Source organism: Lentzea sp. NPDC005914 (assembly GCF_040629405.1).
Taxonomy (GTDB): domain Bacteria; phylum Actinomycetota; class Actinomycetes; order Mycobacteriales; family Pseudonocardiaceae; genus Lentzea.
Genome location: NZ_JBEXVQ010000030.1, coordinates 18,569 through 43,088, shown reverse-complemented (window position 1 = coordinate 43,088; position 24,520 = coordinate 18,569). Strand labels below are relative to the sequence as shown.

The window sequence follows — 24,520 nt, the reverse complement described above, 5'->3', positions numbered from 1 at the left end:
CAGGAGCCTACGACCCTCTAGTGTTGCGCCGTGTGAGACGTTCTCTCCTCCTCCTGCTCGCCCTGTTGGCCGTGGCCGGCTGCTCGTACCGAATCCAGGGCGAACCCATCGCGGCACCACTGCCGCCGCTCGCCATCGCGACGCCGCGCAAGACCGCCGGCGTCGACCCGTGCGGGCTCATCACGGAGAAGGACCTCAAGCCGATCGGGACGCTCAAGTACAAGCCGGCGCCGCGTGCCGAAGTGCCGAACTCGTGCCTTTATCAGTTGAACGAGAAGGCGTACGCGGTCACGGCAGTCCCCTACCGGTCGTTCGAGGAGTCGAAGAACTCGCAGAAGAACGGCCGTGAGGTGCAGACCGCCAAGCACGCCACGTGGCTCAGCTGCGGACAGCAGGAACAGGACATGGTCTGCACGGCGACCATCGCCGTGACGCGCAGCGAATCAATGCTGGTCGCCCTCGGCATGACCGGCGGCACCGAGACGAAGACGCGTGACCTGCTCGAACCGGTCGCGCAGGAGGCGCTCAAACGGCTGCCGGCTGCCTAGCTCGTCTCGCCAGCCAGGTCATCGGGATGATCAGCGCGGTGACCAGCGCCACGAACCCGAGGGACACCACAAGAGAGCTCACGTGCGCCAGACCGCCCACGATCGGCGGGCCCGCGAGGAAGCCCGTGTAGGCGATCGTCGTCACGAGGCCGAGCTCACGTTCGCCGCCGCTGCCGTCCGCGCGTCTGCCGGTCTCGCTCGCCAGGTCCATGACGACCGGGAACGAGAACGCGAGCCCCAGTCCGGCCAGGCCGAACCCGAGGTAGCCGGTGGCGGGCACCGGTATGAGGACGGCCAGCGCCAGCCCCGTCGCGGCAAGTCCACCGCCCGCGGCGAGGAGGCGGTGCGGGCCGAGCCGGCGTTGGATGGGTTCGCCGAACCACCGTGCGAGTGCCATCGCGACGGAGAAGCCCGCGTAGGCGTACGCGCCCGCCGCGTCGCCCATGCCGCGCTCACGGACCATGAACAACGCCGACCAGTCCGCCGCCGCCCCTTCCGCGATGGCACTGCACAGCGCGACGCTCGCCAACAGCCAGAGGACCAGGCTCTTGAGCACGTTGGTGCGTTCGGTGACTTCTTCCCTATGGCGCTCCCCTACTCCTCCGGGGATGTTCTTCGCGATGAGAGCGGTCACCAGGAGACCGGCGACTGCTGCCAGGACGAAGTGCTTCATCGGCGTCCAGTGCGCCTGAGCGGCGGCGGCGCTGCCCAACGACCCGATGAGACCGCCGAAGCTGAAGCCCGCGTGGAACTGCGGCATCAACGGCCGTTGCAGATCGCGGACGACAACGACCGCAGCGATGTTCATCGACACGTCCATCGCCGCAACACTCGCGCCGAGTGCGATGAGCGTCAGTCCGAACTGCACCGGTGACTGCGAGAGCGCGAGCACGGGCAGAAGGAGCGGGCTGAGGAGACTGCTCGCTATCAGGACCTTGCGCGATCCGTGCACCGCGCAGATCCGTGCCGCCACCGGTGCCGTGAAGGCCAGGCCGGCGCTCGCCCCGAGCAGCGCCAGGCCGAGGCTGCCGGGTTCGGCGCCGATCTGCTCGGCGAGGGCGGGCACGCGGGAGGCCCAGGTGCCGAAGACGCCGCCGTTCAAGAGGAAGACGACGAACGTGGCGAGGCGTGGGGACATGCGCTCCAGCATGACTGAAGCGCTTCAGCCGCGCCAGCGATTGTGGTGCCGTCTGTCGCATACGATGCTTTCCGTGGACTCCGATCGCCGACGAAGGCCGACGCTGGACACCGTCGCCGCCGCGGTCGGGGTTTCCAGGGCAACGGTGTCGAACGCGTACAACCGGCCCGACCAGCTGTCGTCGTCGTTGCGCGAACGCATCTTCGAGACGGCGCGCTCTCTGGGATATGCGGGCCCAGATCCCGTTGCGCGCTCTCTGGCTACACGGTCGTCAGCGGCCGTGGGTTTCATGCTGCCGCAGGGGCTGTCCGGCGCGTTCTCCGATCCGGCCCTGTCGATCGTGCTGGACGGCCTCGCCTCGACCGTCGACGGCCACGACCACAGCCTCGTGCTGATGCCCGGCGACTCCACGGGCGGTCCTCGCCCCTCGATCGTGACGCGCGCGCAGGCGGACGTGATGGTGGCCTACTCACTACCGGACACCGCACCGGCGTTGGACGCGGTCGCCGCGCGCGGACTGCCTCTCGTGGTGATCGACCAGCCGGTGCTGCCCGGTTCGGCGCGGGTCGAGGTGCAGGACTACCTCGGCGCCTCACTCGCCGCTTCTCACCTGCTCGACCTGGGGCATTCCCGTTTCGGCGTGCTGACGTTCGCGCTACACCCGGACGGAGTATCCGGGCCCGTTTCCGCTGAGCGTCGTTCGGCCGTGCCGTTCCGCGTGAGCCGCGACCGGCTGGGCGGCTACCTCGACACTTTGGAAAAAGCCGGGGTGAAACCGGACAATGTTCCGGTGTGGGAGGCGCGCGGCAGTGATCGCGAACTCGGACGTCTCGGCGCGCGGTGGTTGCTCACCCGCACGCCACGGCCGAGCGCTGTGCTGTGCGCGTCGGACCAACTGGCCTTCGGCTGCCTGCAGGCCGCCCGCGACCTGGGCCTGACCGTTCCCGCGGACGTCTCCGTCGTCGGCTTCGACGACGTCCCCGAAGCGACCTACAGCGACCCACCGCTGACTACCGTGCGTCAACCCTTGGCAGACAAGGGCCGCCGCGCAGGCGAACTGGCGCTGAAGTTACTGGCCGGAGGCAGACCGCCGCGGCCGACGAGACTCGACGTTTCACTCGTGCAGAGAGCCTCGGCAGCCCCACGGACGTGATACACGTCACGTTTAGGCCGTTTTTATCACCCGTTTGGACGTAGGGCGGAAACGGTCGATCGACTCCGGACGATGTGTCCGGTGGGGGCACCGGCGACCACGGTTCGTGGCCGCGCGGACTCCTCAAGCCTCCGTAGCTCAGTGGAGAGAGCGAGGGACTTCTAATCCCGAGGTCGCAGGTTCGAATCCTGCCGGGGGCGCTCAAGCGCTGATGAGAGTGATGTGGGCCGATCTCCTTGGAGGTCGGCCCAGTGTTTGTCCAGTGGGTTCACTCGGTCGACTTCAGACCTTCGAGGGCGTCCGCCGCCCGCTGGTTACCGACTTGCGGTTCATGTGCTTGTCCTGGGTGATGCTGACCTGGGCGTGACCGAGGTAGTTGGCGATCTCTCTCACGGCAAGGCCTGCCGCGTCCAGTTTGGGTCGCGACGAAGTGTCGAAACGCGTGCGCGTGGAGCCCTTCCCCTTCGAGCCCTCCAGGACGCTGCGAAGGGCCTTGCGGGTGTTGCCCGGGTCCCGCGCAGCGTGTCAAACGAGGACGCGAACACCCGTCCGAAGGTCTCCGTCTCCCGCCGCTTGCAGAGGATCCAGAGTTTCTCTCTTCGTCAAAGCGGCCCCTGTGGGGCCGCTCGGTCGCCGCACGCACCCCGTTCGGCAGGAGCTTCACGGTCCTTCCCTTTTTCGCTCGGGCAAGCGGGCGGAGCCCGGCCTCCGGCCACCCACCCACAGCCGGCGACGGAGGCGGCCTACTCCGACCGAACGGGACAGCGACCGAGCGGCCCCACAGCCACCGCTAGTGGGTAGAGGTATGTCGGCCCAGCGCTTGCAGGTAACCGCGGGAGGCTCCACCGCCGCCCGGTCTCAGCCATCGTTTAGCTCCAGAAGACCCGCGTCGAGAGCGCTACGCGATGGCCTCCGACCACTCTCGACACGGGTCTCCTGGAGCTAAGCGCAGCAGGGACGAAGGGAGGAGCGGTCGTTGTTTCATGCGTGAGCGAACGAAGCGGTCGGACTAGCTGGTGCTCCTGTGGGCTTATCAGTAGTCGCATTCGAGGTTGCACCTTACGTGCACATCCTGATTCACCTGGACATATGGCACTTTTGGATCGGGCGGTTTGTGACGCTAATACGGCGATTGCGACGCAAATATGACGGCCACGCTAATGCCGCTATTCTGGCCCCAGGACCAAACGTGCAAATTGTGTGCGAGGATCTTCCAGCACCAGCCGCCTCAGCTGATCGGCTGGAGCACCGGCCGCCCAGGTCGATCACCACTAACTGGCCGGTATGGGACTGATAATGAAGAAGCGCAGGAAGAGGGAAACGACCACCGGTAACCGTCGCCAGAACATGCTGGCCCCGGCGCAGCTGGTCGTAAGTACCGCCAGGCTCGTGCTGGAGTTGTTGAAGGACTACTTTTGATCTTCGTTGTAACGGCATGAGACAGAGATGCGCGCCGCGCGCCTTGACCGCAACGACCTCTACGTCGACACCATGCTGGATCACTGCCGAGCTGGGCGAATATGGGGGGGAGATGTGACCCGCTCGTTGCTGGCAGTGTGATGATCACAGCTAGATGCAGCAGCGCGGCCGAAAAAAGACCATTTCCATTGGCTATCCAGGCCAAACGACGCCAGACACCCACGAACGATCGTCCACAGTGATGACTCAGACTCGCGATCCACGCAGCTCAGCGGCCACAACGGCAGACGCCCATGAGCACTGCGAGATGTGGATCTCTAATCCCGAGGTCGCGGGTTCGAATCCTGCCGGGCGCTCGTGACGAGCCCCCAGCCCCCAGCCAGACGGCTGCGCCACGGTGGGCTGAGCTGACGGGGACGACCGGGTGGCAGTGCTTAGCCTGGCATTCAGGCACCGAGTAGATCTATGTCGTGGTCTGGATCTGTCCTAAGTAGATAGCCTGCGGGTTGTGGACGAGGTTCGGGTTGGCGTTGGGCTTGTGGTCGGGGTTCTGGTTGTGCAGGTATTGGCCAGCGTGTTGTGGAGTGCTGATGCGGCGTTGACCGGGGTGGCGTTGGCGTTCAACGCGGTGGCTGCGGTGTCGACCTGGCTGTTCGTGCGGCGGGGTGGGCGGGGCGCTTGGGTGGTGGCCGGGTGGTGTGCCGGGTTTTTCGGGTGGCACGTTGTCGGGCTTGGGGCGTTGGCCGGGTGGTGGGCTACCGGGATGGATGCGGTGTTCGAGGTGGCTTCGCGGTATCAGGTTTCGGTCGTCTACCAGGCGGTGCTGGCTACGGCCGCCGGGTTTGCGGTGCACTTGTTGGTGCCGCGGCGTGAGCGCTAGCTGGTGCGGCGTGGCTGCGTTACGTCCAGGCAGCACTGGACGAAGTCGGCTACCGCTTCGCCTGCGTCGGGGAGCCAGGCGACGCCTACCTCGCTGGGGCTGAGGCCGGTGACCGGTATGTAGGCCACGCCTGGCCTTTCGTGCAGCAGCGCGGTGGAGGCCGGGACCAGGGCTATGCCGTGGCCGTTGGCGATGGCGGCCAGGAACTCGTCGGGCTGCTCGGTTACGGCGCCGATTCGCGGCTCGCGACCGTCCCTTTCGGACTTTGCCAGCCAGTGGTCGCGCCAGGTGCCCTTGAGGGCCGGGGTGACGACTACCGGGTCGTCCCACAGTTCAGGGAACGGGATTTCGTGTCGTTGGGCCAGCGGGTGGGTGGACGAGAGGGCCACGCAGCGAGGTTCGCTGAACAGCGATCGGACACCGAAGGATTCCTCGCCTGGGAAAGGCAGGCGCAGCAACGCTACCGGCACCTCGGCGTTCGCCAGGCCCGCGGTCGGGTCGGTCCACGGTGTTTGGCGCATGTCGACACGCCAGCCCGGCCTGCGTTTGCCGAACTCGGCGACGATGTCCTTGGTGGCGTCGTTCGCGGCGCCCGCCAGGGTACCGACGCGCAGCACGCGGGCCGTGCTTCTGGTGTCGCGCACGGCTGCGTCCCAGTCGGCTAGGACCGGTGGGACTCGGGCGGCGAGGGTGTGGCCGGCGTCGGTCAGCGTCATGCCGGTGCTGGACCTGATGAAGAGCCTTACGCCCAGTTGGGATTCCAGGTGCTTGAGCTGCTTTGTCAGCGATGGTTGTGACACGAAGAGCCGGTGAGCCGCGCGCGTGAGGTTGCCCTCGTCGGCGATGGCGGCGAAGTACCGCAGCAGTCTCGTGTCCACATCCATGCCGTCAGGTTATGGAGACGGGTATCAACCAGAAGTGAGCAGACGGGCGAGTTGGTGATCTACGAGCGCCTTAGCCGAAACTTCGTCCACCTGGCCGATCAGCATCTGCATCATCAGGCCGTCCACGAACGCCAGCAGCGCCATCGCGTCCCGTTCCGCGTCACCGCCGGGACGTACCTGGGTGATCAGGTGAGCTATGAACGCCACCATCTGCGGGGCGCCCTCGCGCAACGGTTCGGCGAGGCGTGGCTCGACGACCGCCTGGGCCAAGAACGCGGCCAGCACCGGGGCTTCGGCACGGGCCGCGGGGCTCAGCGGCAGGAGTTCCAGGAGCAGGTCCCGCAGGAACGTTCGCGGGTCGGGCGAGTGGACCGCGCCGATGCGGTCGGCGACGCGGGAGCTGATCTGCTGGAACGCGAACAGGAGCATCTCGTCCTTGGTCGCGAAGTAGTGCTGCACGCGGCCCATCGACACGCCTGCCTCCGCGGCCACGTGGCGCAGGCTCACGGCGTCCAGGCCCCGGGAAGCCATCACGCGGCACACCGCGTCGCCGATCTCGCGGCGGCGTTCGTCGTGGTCTACCTGCTTCGGCATGCGGGCATCTCCAATGCAATCGCATTGCATCCTACGCCCGAGCTGTTTTACGATGCGATCGCATTGCAAAACAGAAGAGGGGGATGTCATGCAGCTGTGGGACTTTGCCGCGCTCACCTACTACCGCGTGCTCGATCGGTTCGCGGGGACGCTGCACGAGCTCGTGATCAAGAAGCTCGAGCTGAAGCCGGGTGACGCGGTGCTCGACATCGGGTGCGGGACCGGGGCGTTGATCCCCGCACTCGTGAAAGCCGTTGGGCCGCAAGGACGTGTGGTCGCGACGGACTTCAGTCCGCGCATGGTCGCCATCGCCGGGAAGCGGAGCAGGAAGTGGCCGAACGTCGAGGTGCGCCACGCCGACGCGTGCGCCACCGATCACGGGACCGGGGAGTTCGACGCGGCGGTGGCGCTGGGGGCGTTCAGCGCGATGCCGGACGTGCCGGGAGCGATCGCCAACGCCGCCGATGCGCTCAGGGACGGCGGGCGGTTGTTCGTGTTCGACGTGCGACTGGCCAAGACGAACCGGACCACGAGGTTCCTCCGGGCCGCGTACAAGAAGATCGCCGGGTTCAGCGGAGCCGATGTCGTCACGGAGCTCCGGAAGGTTTTCGAGCAGGTGGAGCCGGTGTTCGGCGCGGAGGGTGAGACGACGACCGTGGTGATGGCCAGGAAGGTCACGGATACGGCCACGGATTCGGCGCGCACACCTTCCCGTCCTGCGGGATGACCACGCCCTGAGGTGCGCCGGCGGTGATGTGGACGATCTCGTCGTTCGAGACGCTGAACGTCTGCTGCATCATCACCGGAGCCGGGCCGCCTGCCGCGGGGCACGGGCGGTGGCCCTGGCCGAACGCGTGCCCCACCTCGTGGTTGACCATGTACTGCCGGTACGAGGTGAGGTCCGGCAGGTAGGCCACGGCGCCGCGGAACCAGCGGGCCCCGCTCAAGAACACCAAGTTGCCGTTGCGGCACGAGACGTCGACCGGGATCTCGAAACCGCAGACGGAACGCGCGGTCTGCTGTGACGTCAGCCTGATGCGCACCGACGCCGGGCCAGCCACGCGTTGTACCGAGCGCTCACCCTTGGCGGTCCAGCCGCGCGGGTCGGCGAGCGTGGAGTCCACGAACGCCGCGAAAGCCTGCTCGTCGACCGTGATGCCGTCCTCGATCTCGACGGCGTAGGTGCGCAGCGGGCCGGAGCCGACCGCCGGGCCGGAGCCGGGGACGACGTGAAAGGTGGCGGCCCCGGAGGCGGGAAAGGACGGGCCGTCCGGGAGATCCGAACTGGACGTGTACACCCGCGCGGGAGGAGGAGGCGGCGGCACCACGGACGAGGACGACACCGCAGACGACGACACGGAAGACGACGGCGGTGCAACGGCCGGAGCCGCCGCCGGGGCCGTTTCGCCTGCTAGTTGAGATGTCGTGAGCATCAGCGCGGTCATCGCCACAGCCCCCAGAACCAGATGCGCCTTCATGACGGCAACACTGGCCGGAACTCGTGAAGAACCTGTTTACGTCCCGCTTGACTGTCGTGAAGGACTGCATACTTCAGTGGTGTGTGCCCACATCCTCGTGGCCGAGGACAACGTTCACCAGGCCGAACTGGTGCGCCGCTACCTCGAGCACGACGGGCATTCCGTGGTGGTCGTGCACGACGGGCGCGCGGCGATCGACGAGACGCGGCGGCGGAACCCGGACCTGCTGGTGCTGGACGTGATGATGCCGTTGGTCGACGGCATCGACGTCGTGCGCGCCATCCGCACCGAGTCGGACGTGCCCATCGTGCTGCTGACGGCACGGTCCACCGAGGACGACGTGCTGCTCGGGTTCGACCTGGGCGCGGACGACTACATCACCAAACCGTTCAGGCCACGGCAGATGGTGGCTCGCGTGCGGACGATCCTGCGGCGCACCGGGCGGGCGCGCGAGACCAACGCGACGGTGCTCAAGGTCGGTGACCTGGTCATCGACCCGATCAGGCACGAGGTCCACCTCGACGACGAGCCGGTGAGCCTCACGCCCGCGGAGTTCCGGTTGCTGGCGAGGATGGCCGCGCAGCCGCAGCGGGTGTTCACGCGGGAACAACTGCTGGAGGACGGGTTCATCACGGCGCGCACGGTCGACGTGCACATGATGAAGCTGCGGCGGAAGATCGAGAAGGATCCGCGCAGGCCGGAAAGACTCCTCACCGTCTACGGCATCGGGTACAAGCTCGTATGAAGTCGCTGCTGGTCCGGTTCTTCCTGTTCTCCGTGGTGATCGCGGCCTGCTCGATCGCGGTCACGGCGTGGCTCGCGAGCCAGGCCACGACCGGCACGATCCGGCAGGAGCAAGGAGAAGCGCTCGCCACGGAGACGCAGATCTTCGACGACGTGCTGGGATACGCGGCCACGCACCAGAACTGGTCGCAGGCGAAGTCCGAAATGGACAAGATCGCGCGAAAGTACAGCCGCCGCATCGCGTTGACCGACCACAACGGCAAGAAGCTCGTGGACACCGGCGACGCGAGCTCGCCGCCGCTTCCCGTCACCCCCAAGGCGATCGTCGACCCGCTCAACGTCAACGGCAAGATCGATCCGAGGGCGGTCGGGCCGTTCAAGCTCACCCAGGACGAGTTCGACAAGCTGCACGCGTTCGCCGAAGAACTCAAGCACTGCAACCGTTCCATCCAGATCGTGGACGCCCCGAACGGCCGCCCGCGACTGTCCACCGACGAGCCCGGCAACCTTTCGACGTGGGAAAGCTGCGAGGTCGGCAACGCGCTCTACACCCTGACGAGGACCGAGACAGTCGCCTACCAGGAGCTGCAACGACTGTTCACGCAGTGCGTCGCCAAGATCCCCGGCAACGAGCAGCTCCTCTACAGGGACCCCGGTCGCGTCCAGTTCGACTGGGAGATCCTCACCGCCCGCTACGCCCCACCCGAGATCGCGGCCTGCATGGAGAGCGCGCGCCACACCCAGCTGCAGCCCTACGTCGCCGAGCAGGCGCAGTTGTACCTCACCTCACCGACCGGGCAGGAGCCGCAGTCGATCGACCTGTCGACGACGGGCGTCACGCGGATCACGGTGGTGGCACTGGGGATTCTCGCGCTGGCCGGGTTCGCGTCGTGGATCACCGCGACACAGCTCGTGCGGCCGATCCGCGCGCTCACCGCCGCCACCAAGCGCACCGCGGAGGGCGACCGGACGGCACGGGTCGACGGTGGCGCGGGTGAGATCGGCGAGCTGGCCAAGTCGTTCAACGCGATGTCCGAGAAGCTCGCCGACACCGAACGACAGCGGCAGGCGATGGTCAGCGACGTCGCACACGAACTGCGCACACCGCTGGGCAACATCACCGGCTGGCTGGAAGCGACGCAGGACGGGCTGGCCGAGCCGGACCCGCACCTGATCGACATGCTGCTGGAGGAGTCCCTTCTGCTGCAACGACTGGTGGACGACCTGCACGACCTCGCCCAGGCCGACGCGGGCACGCTGAGGCTGCATCCGGAACCGATCGCGCTCGACGACGTCGTCGACCAGGTCGTCAACGCGCAGCAGAACCGCGAGATCCTGCTGCGCGCCGAGACGGCACCGGTGCACGCGACGGCGGATCCGGTGCGGCTGCGGCAGGCTCTCGGCAACCTCGTCGCGAACGCCGTGCGCTACACACCGCCGGGCGGCGAGGTCGTCGTGAAACTGTTCCAGGAAGGCGACAACGCGATCCTCGAAGTGCGGGACACCGGTACCGGCATCGCACCGCAGGACGTGCCGCACGTGTTCGACCGGTTCTGGCGCGCGGACAAGTCCCGCAGCCGTCGCACGGGTGGCAGCGGGCTCGGGCTCGCGATCACCCGGCACCTGGTGGAGGCGCACGGCGGCACGGTGTCGGTGACCAGCGCGATCGGCCAGGGCTCCACGTTCAGCATCAGCCTTCCGATGAGCTTCCCGGACCACGACGGTCCAGCTGAACGAAGCCCTATGAGGCAGCGGTGATCAGATCCACGTTGATCATCCCGGCCGTCTGGGCACCCTGCGCGGCGGCGACGATCACGATGGCCGCCGGGTCCGTGACGTTGCCCGCCGCGTAGACACCCGGCACGCTCGTGCGTCCCTTGTCGTCCGTGCGCACGAACGGGCCCATTGGCGTTTCCGACGTCTCGGCGCCCAACGCCAGCAGGAACTCGTCGCGCGGTGTGAGCTGCGCGGAGTACACGAGCGCGTCGGCCGGGATGCGTTCGGAGCCGGAGATCACCGCGACCAGGCGGTCGTCCTCGACCTCGATGCCGTCCACCGACGGGACGTGGGTGACGTCGGCGGACCACTGCCGGACCAGCGCGACCTTCATCTCCTCGCCGAACACGGCCAGCTTCCGGTCGCGGAACTCGTAGCCGTGGCAGTACGGGCAGCTGAAGACGTCCTTGCCCCACCGCGAGCGCAGGATCTCGGGCACCTCGTCGACCAGGCCTGTCGCGAACAACAGCCGCTTGCCCGTGACGACACGGCCGGAGAGCTCGACCGCGAACCCGTCGCCGGTCTTCGTGACGCCGCGGACCGTGTCGTTGGCGATCTCTCCGCCGTAGCCCTCGACCTCGGCGCGACCGTGCTTGAGCAGGTCCAACGGCGATTGCCCGTCACGAGAGAGAAAGTTGTGCATGTGCGCGGCCGGCTTGTTGCGCGGCTCGGCACCGTCGACCACGAGCACGCTGCGGCGCGCCCTGGTCAGCATCAGAGCGGCACTCAGCCCGGCCGCTCCACCTCCGATGATCACCACTTCGTAGTTCATGGTTCGAGAGTGTGGTCGACAGTCCAGTTTTGGCAAAGTAAGTTGCTGTTATGGCAACTTCCGTGGGGCAACGGCTCGCCGCGCTGCGAGCCGAGCACGACCTGACGCTGGCCACGTTGTCCGAGATGACGGGCATCTCGAAGTCGACGCTGTCCCGGCTGGAGACCGACCAGCGCAAGCCGACGCTGGAGTTGCTGCTGCCGTTGTCGCGGACGTACCAGGTCTCGCTGGACGACCTGGTCGGCGCGCCCGAGGTGGGCGATCCGCGCGTCACGATGAAGCCGCGCGAGCTCGACCACGGCCGGGTCGGCGTCCCGCTGACCAGGTCGATCGGGCCGCTGCAGGCGTGGAAGATGATCCTCACCGAGGCGGAGCTGCACGAGCCGCGCGTGCACGAGGGCTACGAGTGGTTCTACGTGCTGAGCGGGCGGATCCGGCTGCGGCTCGGCGACAAGGAGGTCGTGCTGCGCGCCGGCGAGGTGGCCGAGTTCGACTGCCGGCAGCCGCACGCCCTGAGCAGCGCGGACGGCAACCCCGCCGAGATCATCAGCCTGTTCGGCAAGCAGGGAGAACGCATCCACACCCGCGCGGCGCCGCCGAACAGGTCATAGTGGAGCCATGTGCCGAAACATCCGGGTGCTCCACAACTTCGAACCGCCGGCGACGTCCAACGAGGTGCAGGCCGCGGCGCTGCAGTACGTGCGGAAGGTGAGCGGGGCGGCGAAACCGTCGGTGGCGAACCAGGCGGCGTTCGACAAGGCCGTCGCGGCGGTGGCGGCGGCCACCCAGGAACTGCTCGACGCGTTGGTGACGGCGGCGCCGCCCAAGGACCGCGAGATCGAGGCGGCCAAGGCGAAAGCACGCTCAGCGGAGCGCTACGGGCGTTAGTTGCGCACGCGGGTGTCGAGGTACATGCAGATGAGCTTGGCCGCGACGCCCGCCGAACCGACGATGAACGCCTGGTCGGGACCGAGCGTGAGGGCGATGGCCCAGAGCAGCAGGGCGATCAGCACCAGGATGACCGTCAGCTGCGCGGCGTGCGGCCACTGGGCGGGGTGGACGAGCCACCTCGTCGGCTGCCTGGGCTCCGGGACCTCCACGTCACCCGCACTATCGGGTGAACGCCCAGAGTCCCGAACCGCCTTGACCGACATCTCTCTCCCTCGCCGCGATTGCTCCTGCTGGACCTATTCTCCTGAGTTGATCTTCTACGGAGGGTGACTTCCGCCTGTCGTGCGGTGAGCGTTGCGTGAGGATCGCCGAACGGCAGACGAACGGTCATCAGCGTGATCAGTCGCCGGTCCGTCACCGTCCGTTTACCGAATGAGGTCCAGGCCACCACATTGAGTGGTGCTCATCTAGACCATCGTTCAACTCTACGTAGTCATTACACCGTTCGGAGCAACGCCGTTTTTGTCAGACCCCTCCGATAACGTCAGGTGAAGATCGCGGTACGAGGGGAGAAAACGTTGCCGGACAACAACGTCAGCGTCACCGCACTGTCGTTCACCGAGTACGTCATGAGCGGCCAGCGTGGACGCATCAACATCGTGTCGGAACAGCGGGGGATGTACCTGACCGACGACCCCAGGGTGTGCGGGTTCTACAACCCGATCCGCGACGCCATGCGACGAGCGGTCAACTCGACCGAACCTGAACTGGAGCTGAAGAAGGCGGTCCAGAACGCCAACCGGACGGGGCAGCCGCGGGCGTTCGAGGAGATCGCGGACGGGTTCCTGCCGTGGCTCGCGTCGTTCAAGGCCACCGGGGTGCAGGTGGAGGGCGCCACGTACCGCGTCGGTGACCTGACGCTGAAGGTCCGCCCGCACCTGGGGCTGCGCAAGAAGGACGGATCGGCGTACGCGGTGCTCGTGCACACCAAGGAGGTGCCGCTGACCAGGGAGGCGGCGAACGTCGGACTGCGGATCCTGCAGCACACGATCTCCGACACGTTGCCGGGGGCGACACCGATGGTGCTCGACGTGCGGCGGGGCAAGGCGTACCAGATGCCGGTGCGGACCAACCTCGGGAAGCTCGACGTGCTGATCGCGGCCGAGGCCATGGGGTACGTCACGCACTGGCAGCTGTCCGGGCTGTTCGAGTCGGTGCGCGCGATCTAGCGGGGATGGGCGACGCGGCCCGTCCGGGGGGTCGGGCCGTGTCGTCCCAACACAGTCAGCAGGCCTTGAGCATCACGGCCAGCGCGTCGTGCTCCGCCTGGTCGACCGTGAGCTTGTAGGTGATCTTCACCGCGATCCAGTGCTGCGCATAGGTGCACCAGTACGACTCGACCGGCGGCTTCCACTTCGCCGGGTCCTGGTCGCCCTTGGAGCGGTTGGACTTCGCGGTCACCGCCACCAGCTGGATGCCGCCGAGGTCGTTGGCGAACGCCTTGCGGTCGTCGTCGGTCCACTTGTCGGCGCCGGAACGCCAGGCTTCGGCCAGCGGCACGGTGTGGTCGATGTCGACCTCGCCCGCGTCCTTGATCACCACGCCGTCGTAGGCGCTGTTCCAGGTGCCGGAGACCGCCTTGCAGTCCTTGTCCTGCTTGACGTCGGTGCCCTGCCGCTGCAGCACGATCTCCCTGGTGTCGCAGGAGTTTCCCTGCGAGGCCCAGTGCGGGAACCGGTCGCGGCTGTAGCCGGTCATCTTGCTCTCGGGCGCGATCTGCAGGGCGCCGAGATCGGACGAACCGGCCGGAGCGGACCCGGTGGGCACCGGGGTCGACGGCGGATTCTCCTTGCGGGACTGGACCTCCGTGAGGTACCAGCCCAGTGCCACGAGCAGCACGAAGACCACCAGTGACGTCACCGCCGCGCGATTCATGCGCTAATGATCGACCATGCCGATCACGGTTCGATCAACCGGCCGTTGATCGGCATGTCACAACTGGGGACGCGAGGTGAGGTAGCCGCCCATGTGCTTGAAGTACTCGTGCGCCTTGAGCTCCACGCCGTCGGCGGTGCGAACCTTCTTGACCAGCAACGCCTTGCTGCGGCCACGACGGGCCTCGGCGCCCGCGACGACCGTTACGCCGTCGCCCTCGCGGTAGAAGATCCGGCCTGGAGTGCCGCCGTAGACCTCGGCGGACACGTCCGCCTCGATGATCTCCAGCCGCTGGCCGCGGTGGAAGCAGAACGCGCTCGGGTACGGCGAACACTGCGCGCGCACCAGGCGGTCCAGCTCCTCGGCGGTCCACGTCCAATCAATCCGCAGGTCTTCCTCGGCGCGCTTGTGGAAGAACGAGGCCTGCGAACGGTCCTGCTTCACGAAGTCCGTGCGGCCGGAGGCGATCTCGGCGAGCCCGTCGACGGTGATCGGGCCGAACAACTCGAGGGTCTTCTCGAACAGGTCCGCCGTCGTGTCGCGCGGGCCGACCGGAACCGAGCGCTGCAGCACGATGTCGCCGGCGTCGAGCGTGTCGTCCATCATGTGCGCCGTCACGCCGACTTCCTTCTCGTCGTTGAGAAGCGCCCAGATCAACGGCGAGAAGCCCGCGTACTTCGGCAGCAGGGAATCGTGCACGTTCAGCGTGCCGCGCTTGGGCAGTGCGAAGACCTGCGGCGGGATCCAGGTGCGCCAGTTGCAGGCGACGATCACGTCCGGGTCGGCGGCCTTGAGCTCGTCGAGCAGCTCCTGGTCCTCCGGGCGCTCGCGGACGACGACCTCGATGCCGTTCTCGAAGGCCAGGTCCTCGACCGAATCGCTCCAGATCTTCTCGTACGCGCCCTCACCCCGTGGATGGGTCACCACCAGGACGACCTCGTGCTCGGACGCCAAAAGTGCCTGCAGGGTGCGATGACCCCAGGTCTGGAACCCGAACATGACGACCCTCATGGGGGTGTCCTCCTTCACTTCGGTGAGATATGGTCAGGCTAACCTAACTCGAGCTTGCCAAGTAAGCTTAGGCTGCCCTAAATTTGATCCTCATGCATCCGATCTACGACATCGTCGGCATCGGGTTCGGCCCCTCGAACCTGGCGCTCGCCATCGCTCTCACCGAGCACAACGAGCAGGCCGAAACCCCTGTCACCGCGGTGTTCCTCGAACGTCAGCAGGCGTTCGGATGGCATCGGGGCATGCTGCTCGACGACGCCACCATGCAGGTCTCGTTCCTCAAGGACCTGGTCACGATGCGGAACCCGACCAGCCGCTTCTCGTTCCTCTGCTACCTGAACGACCGCGGCCGGCTCATCGACTTCGTGAACCACAAGAACCTGTTCCCGCTGCGCGTCGAGTTCCACGACTACTTCGAGTGGGCCGCCGCGCAGGTCGACGACCTGGTCTCCTACGACACCGAAGCCGTTGGCGTGGAAGCGATCCACGACGACCTGTTCGAGGTGACGACAGCCACTGGTGACGTGTACCACGCGCGGAACCTGGTCTTCGCCACCGGACTGCGGCCGACCGTGCCGGCCGGCATCGAACTGTCGGACCGCGTGTGGCACAACAGCCAGTTCCTGCACCGCGTCGGCGAACTCGGCAACCCGCGGCGCTGCGTCGTCGTGGGCGCCGGGCAGAGCGCCGCGGAGGCCGTGGCGTACCTGCACCGCGAGTTCCCGGACGCCGAGGTGTGCTCGGTGTTCTCGCGCTACGGCTACTCCCCCGCCGACGACAGCTCGTTCGCGAACCGCATCTTCGACCCCGAGGCCGTCGACCACTACTACGACGCACCGGACGCCGTGAAGCAGCGGTTGATGGACTACCACCGCAACACCAACTACTCGGTGGTCGACGTCGACCTCATCTCGCAGCTCTACCGCACCGTGTACCAGGAGAAGGTCCTCGGCACCGAGCGGCTCAAGATGATGAAGATGACCAGGCTCGTGGCGGTCGAGGAGTCGGCGGGCAAAGCACGTGCGGTGATCCAGTCGCTCGTCACCGGCGAACAGGAGCTCGTCGAGGCCGACCTCGTGCTGCTCGCGACCGGCTACGACGAGGCTTCACCGGTACTCGGCTCGCTCGACGGCAGCTGCGCACGTGACAAGGAAGGCCGACTGGTCGTGGGCCGGGACTACCGCGTGCAGTCGTCGTTGCGCGGTGGCATCTACCTGCAGGGCGGCACCGAGCACTCGCACGGCATCACGTCGTCGCTGCTGTCCAACGTCGCGGTCCGGTCAGGTGAGATCCTGGCGTCCGTGCTGACCAACACTCCTGTGCCGGTCCTCGCGACCGCGTGAGACTCGACCTCAAACTGACGGGCTGCCGGGCCGTCACGATGGACCCGGCACGCCCCGCCGCGCACACGATCGGCATCTGGCAGGGCCGCATCGCCGGGCTGGACGAACAGGTCGAGCACCTGCCCGCCGCCGAGACCGTCGACCTCGGCAACGCCGTGGTGCTGCCGGGGTTCATCGACGCCCACACCCACCTCGCGTGGAACGGCCGCCGCACCATCGACGTGACGGGGCTGGCCACCGTCACCCAGGTCGTCGAACGACTGGCCGGCGCGCCCGGTGAGGGCTGGATCGAGGCGTCCGGCTACGACCGGCGGATCATGGACCGTCCGCTGACGGCCGCCGACCTGGACCCCGTCACGGGTGAACGACTCCTCTACATCGCGGACATCTCCGGGCACGCTTGCGTGGTGAACTCCGTGGTGCTGCGGCAACTTCCGGGCATCACGAGCGACGGCTGGCTGACCGAGAACGAGCAGCTGGCCGCGAGGTCGCTGCGGCTGCCGTACTCGCTCGAGGAGATCGTCGCCGAGCTGCACAGGAGCGCTCGGCAGGTGCTGTCCGAGGGCGTCACGATGTGCGCCGAGGCGGGCATCGGCGCAGGGCTGATCGCGAGCAGCCCGCTGGAAGCCGCCGCGTACCAACGGGCCGAGCTTCCGATCCGCGTGCAGCTCATGGTCTCGGCGTACGTGCTGCACGACGTCGCCGCGGAGCCGGCGGACGGGATTTCGCGGGCGATCGACCTCGGGCTGCACACCGGGTTCGGCGGCGACATGCTGTCGCTGGGCGCGATGAAGCTGTGGACCGACGGCGGCATGATCGCGCGCACGGCCGCGTTGTCCGAGCCCTACATCGGCACCACGAACTCCGGTCAGCTCGCAGAGTCCGACGAGTTCATGCGGGCGGCGATCGTCGACGGGCACCACGCGGGATGGCAGCTCGCGATCCACGCCATCGGCGACCGCGCGATCGACTTCACGCTGGACGCCGTAGCGGAGGCGCAACGGCGACGACCACGCGAGGACGCGCGGCACCGCATCGAGCACTGCGGCCTGGTCCGGCCTCATCAGCTCGAACGGATCGCGACCCTCGGGCTGATCCCCGTCGTCCAGCCGACGTTCCTCTGGTCCTACGGCGACGACTACAGCGAGATCATGGGCGAGAAACGGGCACCCTGGATGTACCGCGGCCGGTCGTTCCTCGACCACGGGATCACCGTCGCGGGCAGCTCGGACCGGCCGGTCGCGGACGGATCACCGTTGCGCGCCATCGAGTTCATGGTGCGGCGGCGCTCCCGCGGCGGCCGGGCGGTCGGACCGGACGAGGCGATCACCGTCGAGGAGGCGATCCGTGCGTACACGCTCGGCAGCGCCTACGCGTGCCGCAAGGAGCACGTGCTGGGCAGCCTCACGCCCGGCAAGCTCGCGGACCTCGTCGTGCTCGGCGACGACCCGCGCACGAGCGACGCGATCGCGGACATCCCGGTGCTGGCCACCATCGTCGGCGGCACCCTCATGCCTCAGCGATCTTCTTGATCGCGGCCAGGCGCCTGTCCCACTGGGAAGCGAGCGAGGCCATCCACGTGGCGGTGGCGTCCAGCGCGCCGGACCGGACCGAGAAGTTGTTCTCCCGGCCGGCCCGCTCGGACGCCACCAGCTCCGCCTTCTCCAGCACGGACAGGTGCTTCACGATCGCCTGACGGCTGACCGGCAGCTCGGTGGCGAGCGCGGAGGCCGAGACCGGCCCCTTCGCCGCCACGAGATCGAGCACCCGGCGCCGCATCGGATCGGCGAGCGCGGCCAGGACGTCGTCGACCTGACTCACGCGGTGATCACCACGTCACGTTCGATCCGGTCCATCGAGCCCTCCTGCAACCGAGCGGTTGCAGAAAGACTACTGCAGGTGGAACGTGGCGGCCAGCGTCGTGAGCCGGTCGCTGACGTCCGCGTAGACGTTCGTCCGCCGGACCCAGTTCTCACACCCGCTCTTGGCCGACGGCGGCGTGCCGAGCGGCGTGACCGCGTCCGTGACCCCGTACTCCAGCCGGTACGCGAGCACGGCGATGGCCGACTCCAGCCAGAACGACGGGTCGGGCGTCGGAATCTCGCCGAGTCCCACCCGGAACCACACCGGCATGCGCGCGTACTGCCCGAGCGCCTCCGAGATGCGCCTCGCGGCCGCGTCCTTGATCTCCCCGCGAGCCTTGTCCCCCGCGAGCACCGCCTCGGTGCGCCACTCCTCACCGGCGGCGTCCTCGTCGGCCTCCAACCGCTCGGCGGCCCGCTTCGCGCTCGCCTCGTTCGCGTTTATCAGCCACTCCATCTGGCGAACCTCGTGCGACAGCGCGTCCCGTTCGAACCTGGGCACCCGCCCGCCGTCCAGTTTGGACTTCGCGTCGTCGCGGCGAGCCTTGAGCCCGTCGAACTCGAGCACCTCCTGCTTGAGCTCCATCCGCGCGGGCGCGGCGAGGATCTCCTGCTCGGCGTCCCACGCCTTGCGCAACGCCTCGACGAGCGGCGCGACATCTCCCGTCACCGCGTCGAGGTCGACCAGAGGTCCGTCACCGGCCCCCGACAACCGCCGTTCCAGCACTGTCAGCCGGGCGGTGACGCGTTCGAGCTCCGCCGAGAGCTGACCGACATGACTGATCAACGTGGCGACCTGCGGCTCGACAACTTCAAGCCGTTCCTTCTCCGTGGGCACCCGACCAGCGAACCGGACACTTCGAACGCGGCCAAGGCGATCACCACCAGTTACACGCATTCGAGGTCGGGATTCCGCCCGGCCGAGGCAACCACCACTCACGCACCGTCACCACAGTGGGTGAACTGCGACGAAACGAGGTATTACTAGTAAATGGCGACCTCAGTTACTGAGACCGAACGCAAGTACGAGGCCCCATCGGACGCGAGTCTGCCGGACCTCACCGCCATCACCGGTGTGGCGACCGGCCCGGAGGAGTTCGACCTCGAAGCCACGTACTTCGACACGGACGACTACCGCCTGGCCCGAGCCGGCGTGACCCTGCGCCGCCGGGTGGGCGGCGACGACGAGGGCTGGCACCTCAAACTCCCGGCAGACCAAGCAGACTCCCGCCAGGAAGTCCGAGTCCCACTGGGCCGCGCGGTGAAGAACCCGCCCAAGGACCTCTCCTCCCTGGTCCGCGCCCACACCCGAGGCTCGGGCTTGGGCCCGATCGCCGAAATCCGCACCAACCGCCGCCGCTGGCAACTCACCAACGGCAACGGCGAACTCCTCGCCGAGGTGGTCGACGACGTAGTCACCGCCCAGACCATGGGTTCCTCGACCACCACCACCTCGTGGCGCGAGATCGAGGTAGAACTCGGCTCCGGCGGCGACCGCAAGCTCCTCGACACCGTCGAGCAACACCTGGGCGAAGCAGGCATCCACCCTTCCGCCTCGAAATCCAAGCTCTCCCAGGTGATCGGCGTGAAACGAGACGTCATCCCCTCAATCGGCAAGAAGTCCACCGCAGGCGAAGTAGTCCTCGCCTACCTCTACGAACAGCGCGCGGCCCTCCAGAACCAGGACCCCCGAGTCCGCCGCAACGAGGACGACGCCATCCACCAGATGCGAGTGGCCACCCGCCGCATGCGCTCGGCCCTCCAAGCTTTCGGCAAGATCGTCGACCGCGAAGCCACCCGCTCCCTGACCGACGAACTCAAGTGGCTGGCCTCGGTCCTGGGCACCTCCCGCGACCTGGAAGTGCTCCGCATGCGCTTCGAAGACGCCCTCCACGCCCTCCCCCCAGAACTGGCCCTGGGCGACGTGGCCGCCCGCATGACACGCCACTTCGCCCCGCTGGAAGCCAAGGCCCACAAGGACTCCGTGGCCGCACTGGACGACAAGCGCTACTTCTCCTTGCTGAACGCGATCGACTCCCTACTGGCCTCGCCTCCCCTCACCACCCTTGCCTCCGGCAAGGCCAAGGACGTCCTCCCCCGCCTGGTGGAAAAGGCCCGCCACCGCCTGGACGTCCGCGTAGAAACAGCCCTGGGCGCCCGCGACACCGACGAACCACTGCACGAGGCCCGCAAGGCAGCCAAACGCCTCCGCTACTCCGCCGAGGTAGCCGAACCGGCCCTGGGCAAGCACGCCACGGACCTCCGCAAGCGAGCCAAGGACGTCCAAACACTCCTGGGCGAACACCAAGACTCGGTGGTGGCCCGCCCCGTCCTCCTGGAACTCGGCCGTGGCGACGAGAACGGCTTCACCTTCGGCCTCCTGTACGGCCAAGAAGTAGAACTGGCCCACAAAACCGAAGCCGAACTCCCCAAGCTGTGGCACAAACTGAGCAAGGAACACCTCTAGTCGCCCAATAGCCCCGATGCCGAAGGCGAGGCGACCCAAAGGCAAAGCCGAGGCAATGGCGACGCCGAAGGCGAGCTGCATTTCCCGTGCGCTTCGGGTGGGGTCCCGTCACGAGTCGTGCCTGATCGTCTGCCGCACGCGAGGAGGGTGTCAACTCGACACGCTTTTCGTCGAGTTGACACCCCTGCCCTGGCGCGGCTCGCTCTGGCTCGGCTTGGGACGGGATCCCACCCGGACCGCACCACCTACGCAACGCGCAGCCGCCGAACGCACCAGGCGTGCCATCAACCCGCAAGCGGCGCTGGCTGGTCCTTGATCAGATTGGCGGGGTCCGGGGCGGAGCCCCGCGCCCTAAACAGGACACGCCCAAAGCAAGGCGACCACCCACGAAGCCGCGGATCGCACGGAACGCGACACGCTCAACGCAACGCGCCCCACCCACAAAGCCGCGGATCACACCCACGCACCCCCATTGGTCTAAACCTTGACATCCCAACACACCGCCTGAAACCGTGAGCCCTTCGCCGCCACCACAAGGTCCCCCCTTGCCCTGGAGGATTGGCGTGAAATCCAAAAGAGTGCTCACAGCACTCACAGCGCTGGTGATCGCCGGATCAGGAGTCCTAGTGACCACCCCATCCGCAACCGCCGCAACCCCGCTGCAGGAACTGGTCCCCCAGCCAGTCCAAATCCAGCCCCACACAGACATAACCTTCACCCTCACCACAGACGCCAAGATCCAAATCGCCACAGATTCGGCCCGCAAACCGGCCGAACTACTGGCGTCGATCCTGCGCCCGTCCACGGGCTTCCCACTCACCATCGCAGACGGCGTGACCAGCGAAGGCATAGTCCTGCTGAACAACGCAGACCCAAAGGTCGGCCAAGACGGCTACCAACTGGACGTGACCCCGAAACAGGTCATCATCCGAGCCAACACCACAGCAGGCCACTTCAACGGCATCTCAACCCTCCGCCAACTACTCCCACCCAAGGCAGAGGCGAAGACGAAGCAGGCAGGCCCGTGGCAAGTCCCCGGCGCCAGCATCCTCGACTACCCGCGCTACCAGCACCGCGGCGCCATGCTCGACGTGGCAAGGCACTTCTTCACCCCGGACCAGGTCAAGCGCTACATCGACCAGATCGCAGCCTTCAAGATCAACTACTTCCACCTCCACCTGAGCGACGACCAGGGCTGGCGACTGGAGATCAAGAGCTGGCCGGAGCTGACCAAAATCGGCGGCAGCACCGAGGTAGGCGGCCGCAAGGGCAACCTCTACTACACCCAGGACCAGTACAAGGACCTGGTCGCCTACGCACAGACGCGCGGCATCACCGTGATCCCCGAGTTCGACATGCCGGGCCACACCAACGCGGCGCTCGCGAGCTACGCCGAACTGAACTGCGACGGCAAGAAGCGACCGCTCTACACCGGCACGGACGTCGGCTTCTCGAGCCTCTGCATCAGCAAGGACATCACGTACAAGTTCATCGAAGACGTCGTGAAGGAGGTCTCGGCGATCACGCCGGGCCAGTACTTCCACATCGGCGGTGACGAGGCCCTGAGCACGCCGGACGCGGACTTCGTGAAGTTCATGAACCGGGTGCTGCCGATCGTGAAGAAGTACGGCAAGACCACCACCGGCTGGCACGAGTTCATCAAGACCACCAAGGACACCTCGCTCGTCCCGCAGTTCTGGGGCACGGAGACGTCCGACGCCAACGTGGCCGCGGCCGCCCAACGCGGCAACAAGATCCTCATGTCGCCGGCCAACCGGATCTACCTCGACATGAAGTACAACAAGAACACCAAGCTGGGCCAGGACTGGGCCGGGCTGGTCGAGGTCAAGACGGCTTACGGCTGGAACCCCGGCGCGTACCTCAACGGCGTGGGCGAGAACAGCATCCGCGGCGTCGAGGCTCCACTGTGGACGGAGACCCTCAAGACCTCCGCCGACATCGAGTACATGGCGTTCCCGAGGCTCCCGGTGGCCGCCGAGCTCGGCTGGTCGACGGCCGCGAGCCACAACTGGGACAAGTTCGCCCCGCGCCTGGGCGCGCAGGGCCCGCGCTGGAAGGTCCAGGGCATCAGCTACTACGCCTCAACCCAGGTGCCCTGGAAGAAATGACCGTCAGAAATATCCCTGCGCGCGGTCGGAGTAGCTGACCAGCAGGTGCTTCACGCGCCGGTACTCGGCGAGCACCGCGGTGTTCGCCGGGTACGCGTAGTAGTTGTTGACCCACACCCGCTCGGCGGTGAGCTCCTGGCCGACGTTGTGCGCCCGCGCGACGTCGCGGCACCAGACGCCGGCGCCGAGCTGGGCGGTGACCTCGTTCGCGATCTTCACCGCGTCGTCGCGGTCGTCGAACCTGGTCACCGAGACGATCGGGCCGAGCACGTCGTCGGAGAACACGGCGGAGCGGTGATCACCCTCGAAGATCGTGGGCTGGACGTAGTGACCGGAGGCCTCGCCGCCGGTCACCAGTCGCGCGCCCTCGGCCTTGCCGCGCTCGACGTAGGCGAGCACGCGGTCGCGTTGCGCCAGCGACACCACGGCGCCGACCATCGTGTCGGTGTCGAGGGGGTCGCCCAGGCGGAGCTGCTGCGTGCGAACGGTCGCCAGGTGCAGCAGTTCCTCGTAGATCGCGGTCTGGATCAACGCCCGCGACGGAGCCGTGGAGACCTCGCCCTGGTTGGCCGCGAACATCGCGAAGCCTTCGAGGGCCTTGTCCAGGAAATCGTCGCGCTGGGCGGTGACGTCGGCGAAGAAGATGTTGGGGCAGCGGCCGGAGAGGACCTTGTGGTCAGCGGATCCGGTGACGACGTTCACCACACCGGGCGGCAGCAGGTCGGCGATCACGCCGAGCAGCACGTGGATCGACGCCGGCGTCTGCAGCGCGGGCTCCAGCACGACCGCGTTGCCGGCGGCCAGCGCGGGTGCCAGCACCCGGCCCGCGTTCATCAGCGGGAACGTCCACGGCAGCCGTTCGTGCACCACGCCGAGCGGCTGGAACGTGCGGTAGTCGCAGGTGTTGCGGCCGAGCTGCTCGACCTGGCCCACCTCGGTGCGGATGACGGCGGCGAACTGGCGGAACTGCTCGATCAGCAGCGGGATGTCGGCGACCAGGGCCTCGCGGACCGGCTTGCCGTTGTCCCACGTCTCGGCGACCGCGAGCTCGGTCGCGTGCTCCTCCACCCGGTCCGCGATCTCGCCCAGGACCGTGGCGCGCTCTCGTGGCGTGGTGTTCCCCCACGCGCGCGCGGCACTACTGGCCGCGTGCAGGGCACGGGCACGGTCGGCGTCGGTGCCGCGGGCGACCTCCGTGAAGACCTCGCCGGTCACCGGCGTGACGTTCTCGACGTACTCACCGGAGACGGGCGGCACGTAGTCGCCGCCGATGAAGTGGTCGTACCTCGGCCGGTACGCGACCACGCTTCCGGGCTGACCCGGTGCCGCGTACTGCGTCATTCTCACTCCACGGGTTTCGATGGCCTGCTGCAAGTCATGGGTGGGGGAAATGAGAAAGTAGGCCGCAGAACGTTGCATGCTCGTTGCAAGCCGTGGATGGATCAGTGACCCACGACCCCGGGCAACACGCACTGTTGCTGAGTCGAGTCAGAGAT

The 24,520-nt window shown here is 67.4% G+C and carries 24 protein-coding genes and 1 tRNA gene; 14 read left to right on the top strand and 11 right to left on the bottom strand.

Annotated elements, in window-relative coordinates; translation table 11 throughout:
* The first annotated feature begins 32 nt into the window (after positions 1-32).
* Entirely contained in the window at positions 33-548 is a 516-nt protein-coding gene (locus ABZ345_RS33835; RefSeq protein WP_359857883.1) for a lipoprotein, read from the top strand.
* Here ABZ345_RS33835 and ABZ345_RS33830 read toward each other — a convergent pair.
* Positions 526-1,686, bottom strand: a complete 1,161-nt coding sequence (locus ABZ345_RS33830) for an MFS transporter (RefSeq protein ID WP_359857881.1) — start codon at positions 1,684-1,686, stop codon at positions 526-528. The genes ABZ345_RS33835 and ABZ345_RS33830 overlap by 23 nt on opposite strands.
* Before the next feature lie 73 nt (positions 1,687-1,759).
* Between ABZ345_RS33830 and ABZ345_RS33825 the strand changes: the two genes are divergently transcribed.
* The 3 genes from ABZ345_RS33825 (at position 1,760) to ABZ345_RS33815 (ending at position 5,138) form a co-directional block, all read left to right on the top strand.
* The gene (locus ABZ345_RS33825; protein ID WP_359857878.1) at positions 1,760-2,839 is read left to right on the top strand and encodes a LacI family DNA-binding transcriptional regulator; all 1,080 of its coding nucleotides are present in this window, start codon (positions 1,760-1,762) and stop codon (positions 2,837-2,839) included.
* A gap of 127 nt (positions 2,840-2,966) precedes the next feature.
* Positions 2,967-3,039: transfer RNA gene (locus tag ABZ345_RS33820), tRNA-Arg, on the top strand.
* A gap of 1,727 nt (positions 3,040-4,766) precedes the next feature.
* Positions 4,767-5,138 carry a hypothetical protein gene (locus ABZ345_RS33815; protein WP_359857876.1) on the top strand — a complete coding sequence of 124 codons (372 nt, stop codon included), beginning with the start codon at positions 4,767-4,769 and terminating at the stop codon, positions 5,136-5,138.
* Here the strand turns inward: ABZ345_RS33815 and ABZ345_RS33810 are convergent.
* Together ABZ345_RS33810 and ABZ345_RS33805 are read right to left on the bottom strand one after the other, a co-directional pair.
* Positions 5,135-6,022: a LysR family transcriptional regulator gene (locus ABZ345_RS33810; RefSeq protein WP_359857874.1), complete on the bottom strand. Its 888-nt coding sequence runs from the start codon at positions 6,020-6,022 to the stop codon at positions 5,135-5,137. The genes ABZ345_RS33815 and ABZ345_RS33810 overlap by 4 nt on opposite strands.
* A gap of 24 nt (positions 6,023-6,046) precedes the next feature.
* Positions 6,047-6,616, bottom strand: a complete 570-nt coding sequence (locus tag ABZ345_RS33805; protein WP_359857871.1) for a TetR/AcrR family transcriptional regulator — start codon at positions 6,614-6,616, stop codon at positions 6,047-6,049.
* An 88-nt stretch (positions 6,617-6,704) separates the two neighbouring features.
* On the opposite strand from ABZ345_RS33805, the gene ABZ345_RS33800 reads away from it, so the two are divergent.
* Positions 6,705-7,343: a class I SAM-dependent methyltransferase gene (locus tag ABZ345_RS33800; protein ID WP_359857868.1), complete on the top strand. Its 639-nt coding sequence runs from the start codon at positions 6,705-6,707 to the stop codon at positions 7,341-7,343.
* On the opposite strand, the gene ABZ345_RS33795 is transcribed toward ABZ345_RS33800, so the two are convergent.
* On the bottom strand, positions 7,291-8,094 hold the full coding sequence (locus ABZ345_RS33795; protein ID WP_359857865.1) for a DUF3152 domain-containing protein: 804 nt from the start codon (positions 8,092-8,094) through the stop codon (positions 7,291-7,293). The two genes, ABZ345_RS33800 and ABZ345_RS33795, sit on opposite strands and share 53 nt — an antisense overlap.
* 79 nt (positions 8,095-8,173) lie before the next feature.
* Here ABZ345_RS33795 and ABZ345_RS33790 point away from each other — a divergent pair, with 79 nt between their 5' ends.
* Both ABZ345_RS33790 and ABZ345_RS33785 read left to right on the top strand, forming a co-directional pair.
* Positions 8,174-8,839: a response regulator transcription factor gene (locus ABZ345_RS33790; protein ID WP_359857862.1), complete on the top strand. Its 666-nt coding sequence runs from the start codon at positions 8,174-8,176 to the stop codon at positions 8,837-8,839.
* Positions 8,836-10,596, top strand: a complete 1,761-nt coding sequence (locus ABZ345_RS33785) for a HAMP domain-containing sensor histidine kinase (protein ID WP_359857860.1) — start codon at positions 8,836-8,838, stop codon at positions 10,594-10,596. Before ABZ345_RS33790 ends, ABZ345_RS33785 begins: the two co-directional genes overlap by 4 nt.
* Here the strand turns inward: ABZ345_RS33785 and ABZ345_RS33780 are convergent.
* On the bottom strand, positions 10,580-11,386 hold the full coding sequence (locus tag ABZ345_RS33780) for an NAD(P)/FAD-dependent oxidoreductase (RefSeq protein WP_359857857.1): 807 nt from the start codon (positions 11,384-11,386) through the stop codon (positions 10,580-10,582). The genes ABZ345_RS33785 and ABZ345_RS33780 overlap by 17 nt on opposite strands.
* 50 nt (positions 11,387-11,436) lie before the next feature.
* Between ABZ345_RS33780 and ABZ345_RS33775 the strand changes: the two genes are divergently transcribed.
* Both ABZ345_RS33775 and ABZ345_RS33770 read left to right on the top strand, forming a co-directional pair.
* Entirely contained in the window at positions 11,437-11,997 is a 561-nt protein-coding gene (locus ABZ345_RS33775) for a cupin domain-containing protein (RefSeq protein ID WP_359857855.1), read from the top strand.
* Between the two features lie 7 nt (positions 11,998-12,004).
* Entirely contained in the window at positions 12,005-12,274 is a 270-nt protein-coding gene (locus tag ABZ345_RS33770) for a DUF2277 domain-containing protein (RefSeq protein ID WP_359857852.1), read from the top strand.
* Here the strand turns inward: ABZ345_RS33770 and ABZ345_RS33765 are convergent.
* A complete protein-coding gene (locus tag ABZ345_RS33765) occupies positions 12,271-12,486 on the bottom strand; it encodes a hypothetical protein (protein ID WP_359857849.1) in 216 nt (71 codons plus the stop codon). The two genes, ABZ345_RS33770 and ABZ345_RS33765, sit on opposite strands and share 4 nt — an antisense overlap.
* Before the next feature lie 339 nt (positions 12,487-12,825).
* Between ABZ345_RS33765 and ABZ345_RS33760 the strand changes: the two genes are divergently transcribed.
* Positions 12,826-13,506, top strand: coding sequence for a hypothetical protein (locus ABZ345_RS33760; protein WP_359857847.1), 681 nt, complete (start codon positions 12,826-12,828; stop codon positions 13,504-13,506).
* A 55-nt stretch (positions 13,507-13,561) separates the two neighbouring features.
* Here ABZ345_RS33760 and ABZ345_RS33755 read toward each other — a convergent pair whose 3' ends face one another.
* Both ABZ345_RS33755 and ABZ345_RS33750 read right to left on the bottom strand, forming a co-directional pair.
* The gene (locus tag ABZ345_RS33755; protein WP_359857844.1) at positions 13,562-14,212 is read right to left on the bottom strand and encodes an HNH endonuclease family protein; all 651 of its coding nucleotides are present in this window, start codon (positions 14,210-14,212) and stop codon (positions 13,562-13,564) included.
* Positions 14,213-14,269: 57 nt separating this feature from the next.
* Positions 14,270-15,223 carry a methionyl-tRNA formyltransferase gene (locus tag ABZ345_RS33750; RefSeq protein WP_359857841.1) on the bottom strand — a complete coding sequence of 318 codons (954 nt, stop codon included), beginning with the start codon at positions 15,221-15,223 and terminating at the stop codon, positions 14,270-14,272.
* 92 nt (positions 15,224-15,315) lie between these two features.
* Between ABZ345_RS33750 and ABZ345_RS33745 the strand changes: the two genes are divergently transcribed.
* Together ABZ345_RS33745 and ABZ345_RS33740 are read left to right on the top strand one after the other, a co-directional pair.
* Entirely contained in the window at positions 15,316-16,566 is a 1,251-nt protein-coding gene (locus ABZ345_RS33745; protein ID WP_359857838.1) for a SidA/IucD/PvdA family monooxygenase, read from the top strand.
* Complete coding sequence (locus ABZ345_RS33740) at positions 16,563-18,098, top strand: amidohydrolase (RefSeq protein WP_359857835.1); 1,536 nt, start codon at positions 16,563-16,565, stop codon at positions 18,096-18,098. Before ABZ345_RS33745 ends, ABZ345_RS33740 begins: the two co-directional genes overlap by 4 nt.
* Here the strand turns inward: ABZ345_RS33740 and ABZ345_RS33735 are convergent.
* Together ABZ345_RS33735 and ABZ345_RS33730 are read right to left on the bottom strand one after the other, a co-directional pair.
* On the bottom strand, positions 18,076-18,387 hold the full coding sequence (locus ABZ345_RS33735; RefSeq protein WP_359857833.1) for a metalloregulator ArsR/SmtB family transcription factor: 312 nt from the start codon (positions 18,385-18,387) through the stop codon (positions 18,076-18,078). The genes ABZ345_RS33740 and ABZ345_RS33735 overlap by 23 nt on opposite strands.
* A gap of 69 nt (positions 18,388-18,456) precedes the next feature.
* Positions 18,457-19,266: a hypothetical protein gene (locus tag ABZ345_RS33730; protein ID WP_359857831.1), complete on the bottom strand. Its 810-nt coding sequence runs from the start codon at positions 19,264-19,266 to the stop codon at positions 18,457-18,459.
* Between the two features lie 153 nt (positions 19,267-19,419).
* Here ABZ345_RS33730 and ABZ345_RS33725 point away from each other — a divergent pair, with 153 nt between their 5' ends.
* Both ABZ345_RS33725 and ABZ345_RS33720 read left to right on the top strand, forming a co-directional pair.
* The gene (locus ABZ345_RS33725; protein WP_359857828.1) at positions 19,420-20,895 is read left to right on the top strand and encodes a CYTH and CHAD domain-containing protein; all 1,476 of its coding nucleotides are present in this window, start codon (positions 19,420-19,422) and stop codon (positions 20,893-20,895) included.
* Positions 20,896-21,407: 512 nt separating this feature from the next.
* A complete protein-coding gene (locus ABZ345_RS33720) occupies positions 21,408-23,024 on the top strand; it encodes a beta-N-acetylhexosaminidase (RefSeq protein ID WP_359857826.1) in 1,617 nt (538 codons plus the stop codon).
* 3 nt (positions 23,025-23,027) lie between these two features.
* On the opposite strand, the gene ABZ345_RS33715 is transcribed toward ABZ345_RS33720, so the two are convergent.
* The gene (locus tag ABZ345_RS33715; protein ID WP_359857823.1) at positions 23,028-24,365 is read right to left on the bottom strand and encodes an aldehyde dehydrogenase family protein; all 1,338 of its coding nucleotides are present in this window, start codon (positions 24,363-24,365) and stop codon (positions 23,028-23,030) included.
* Between the last annotated feature and the right edge of the window lie 155 nt (positions 24,366-24,520).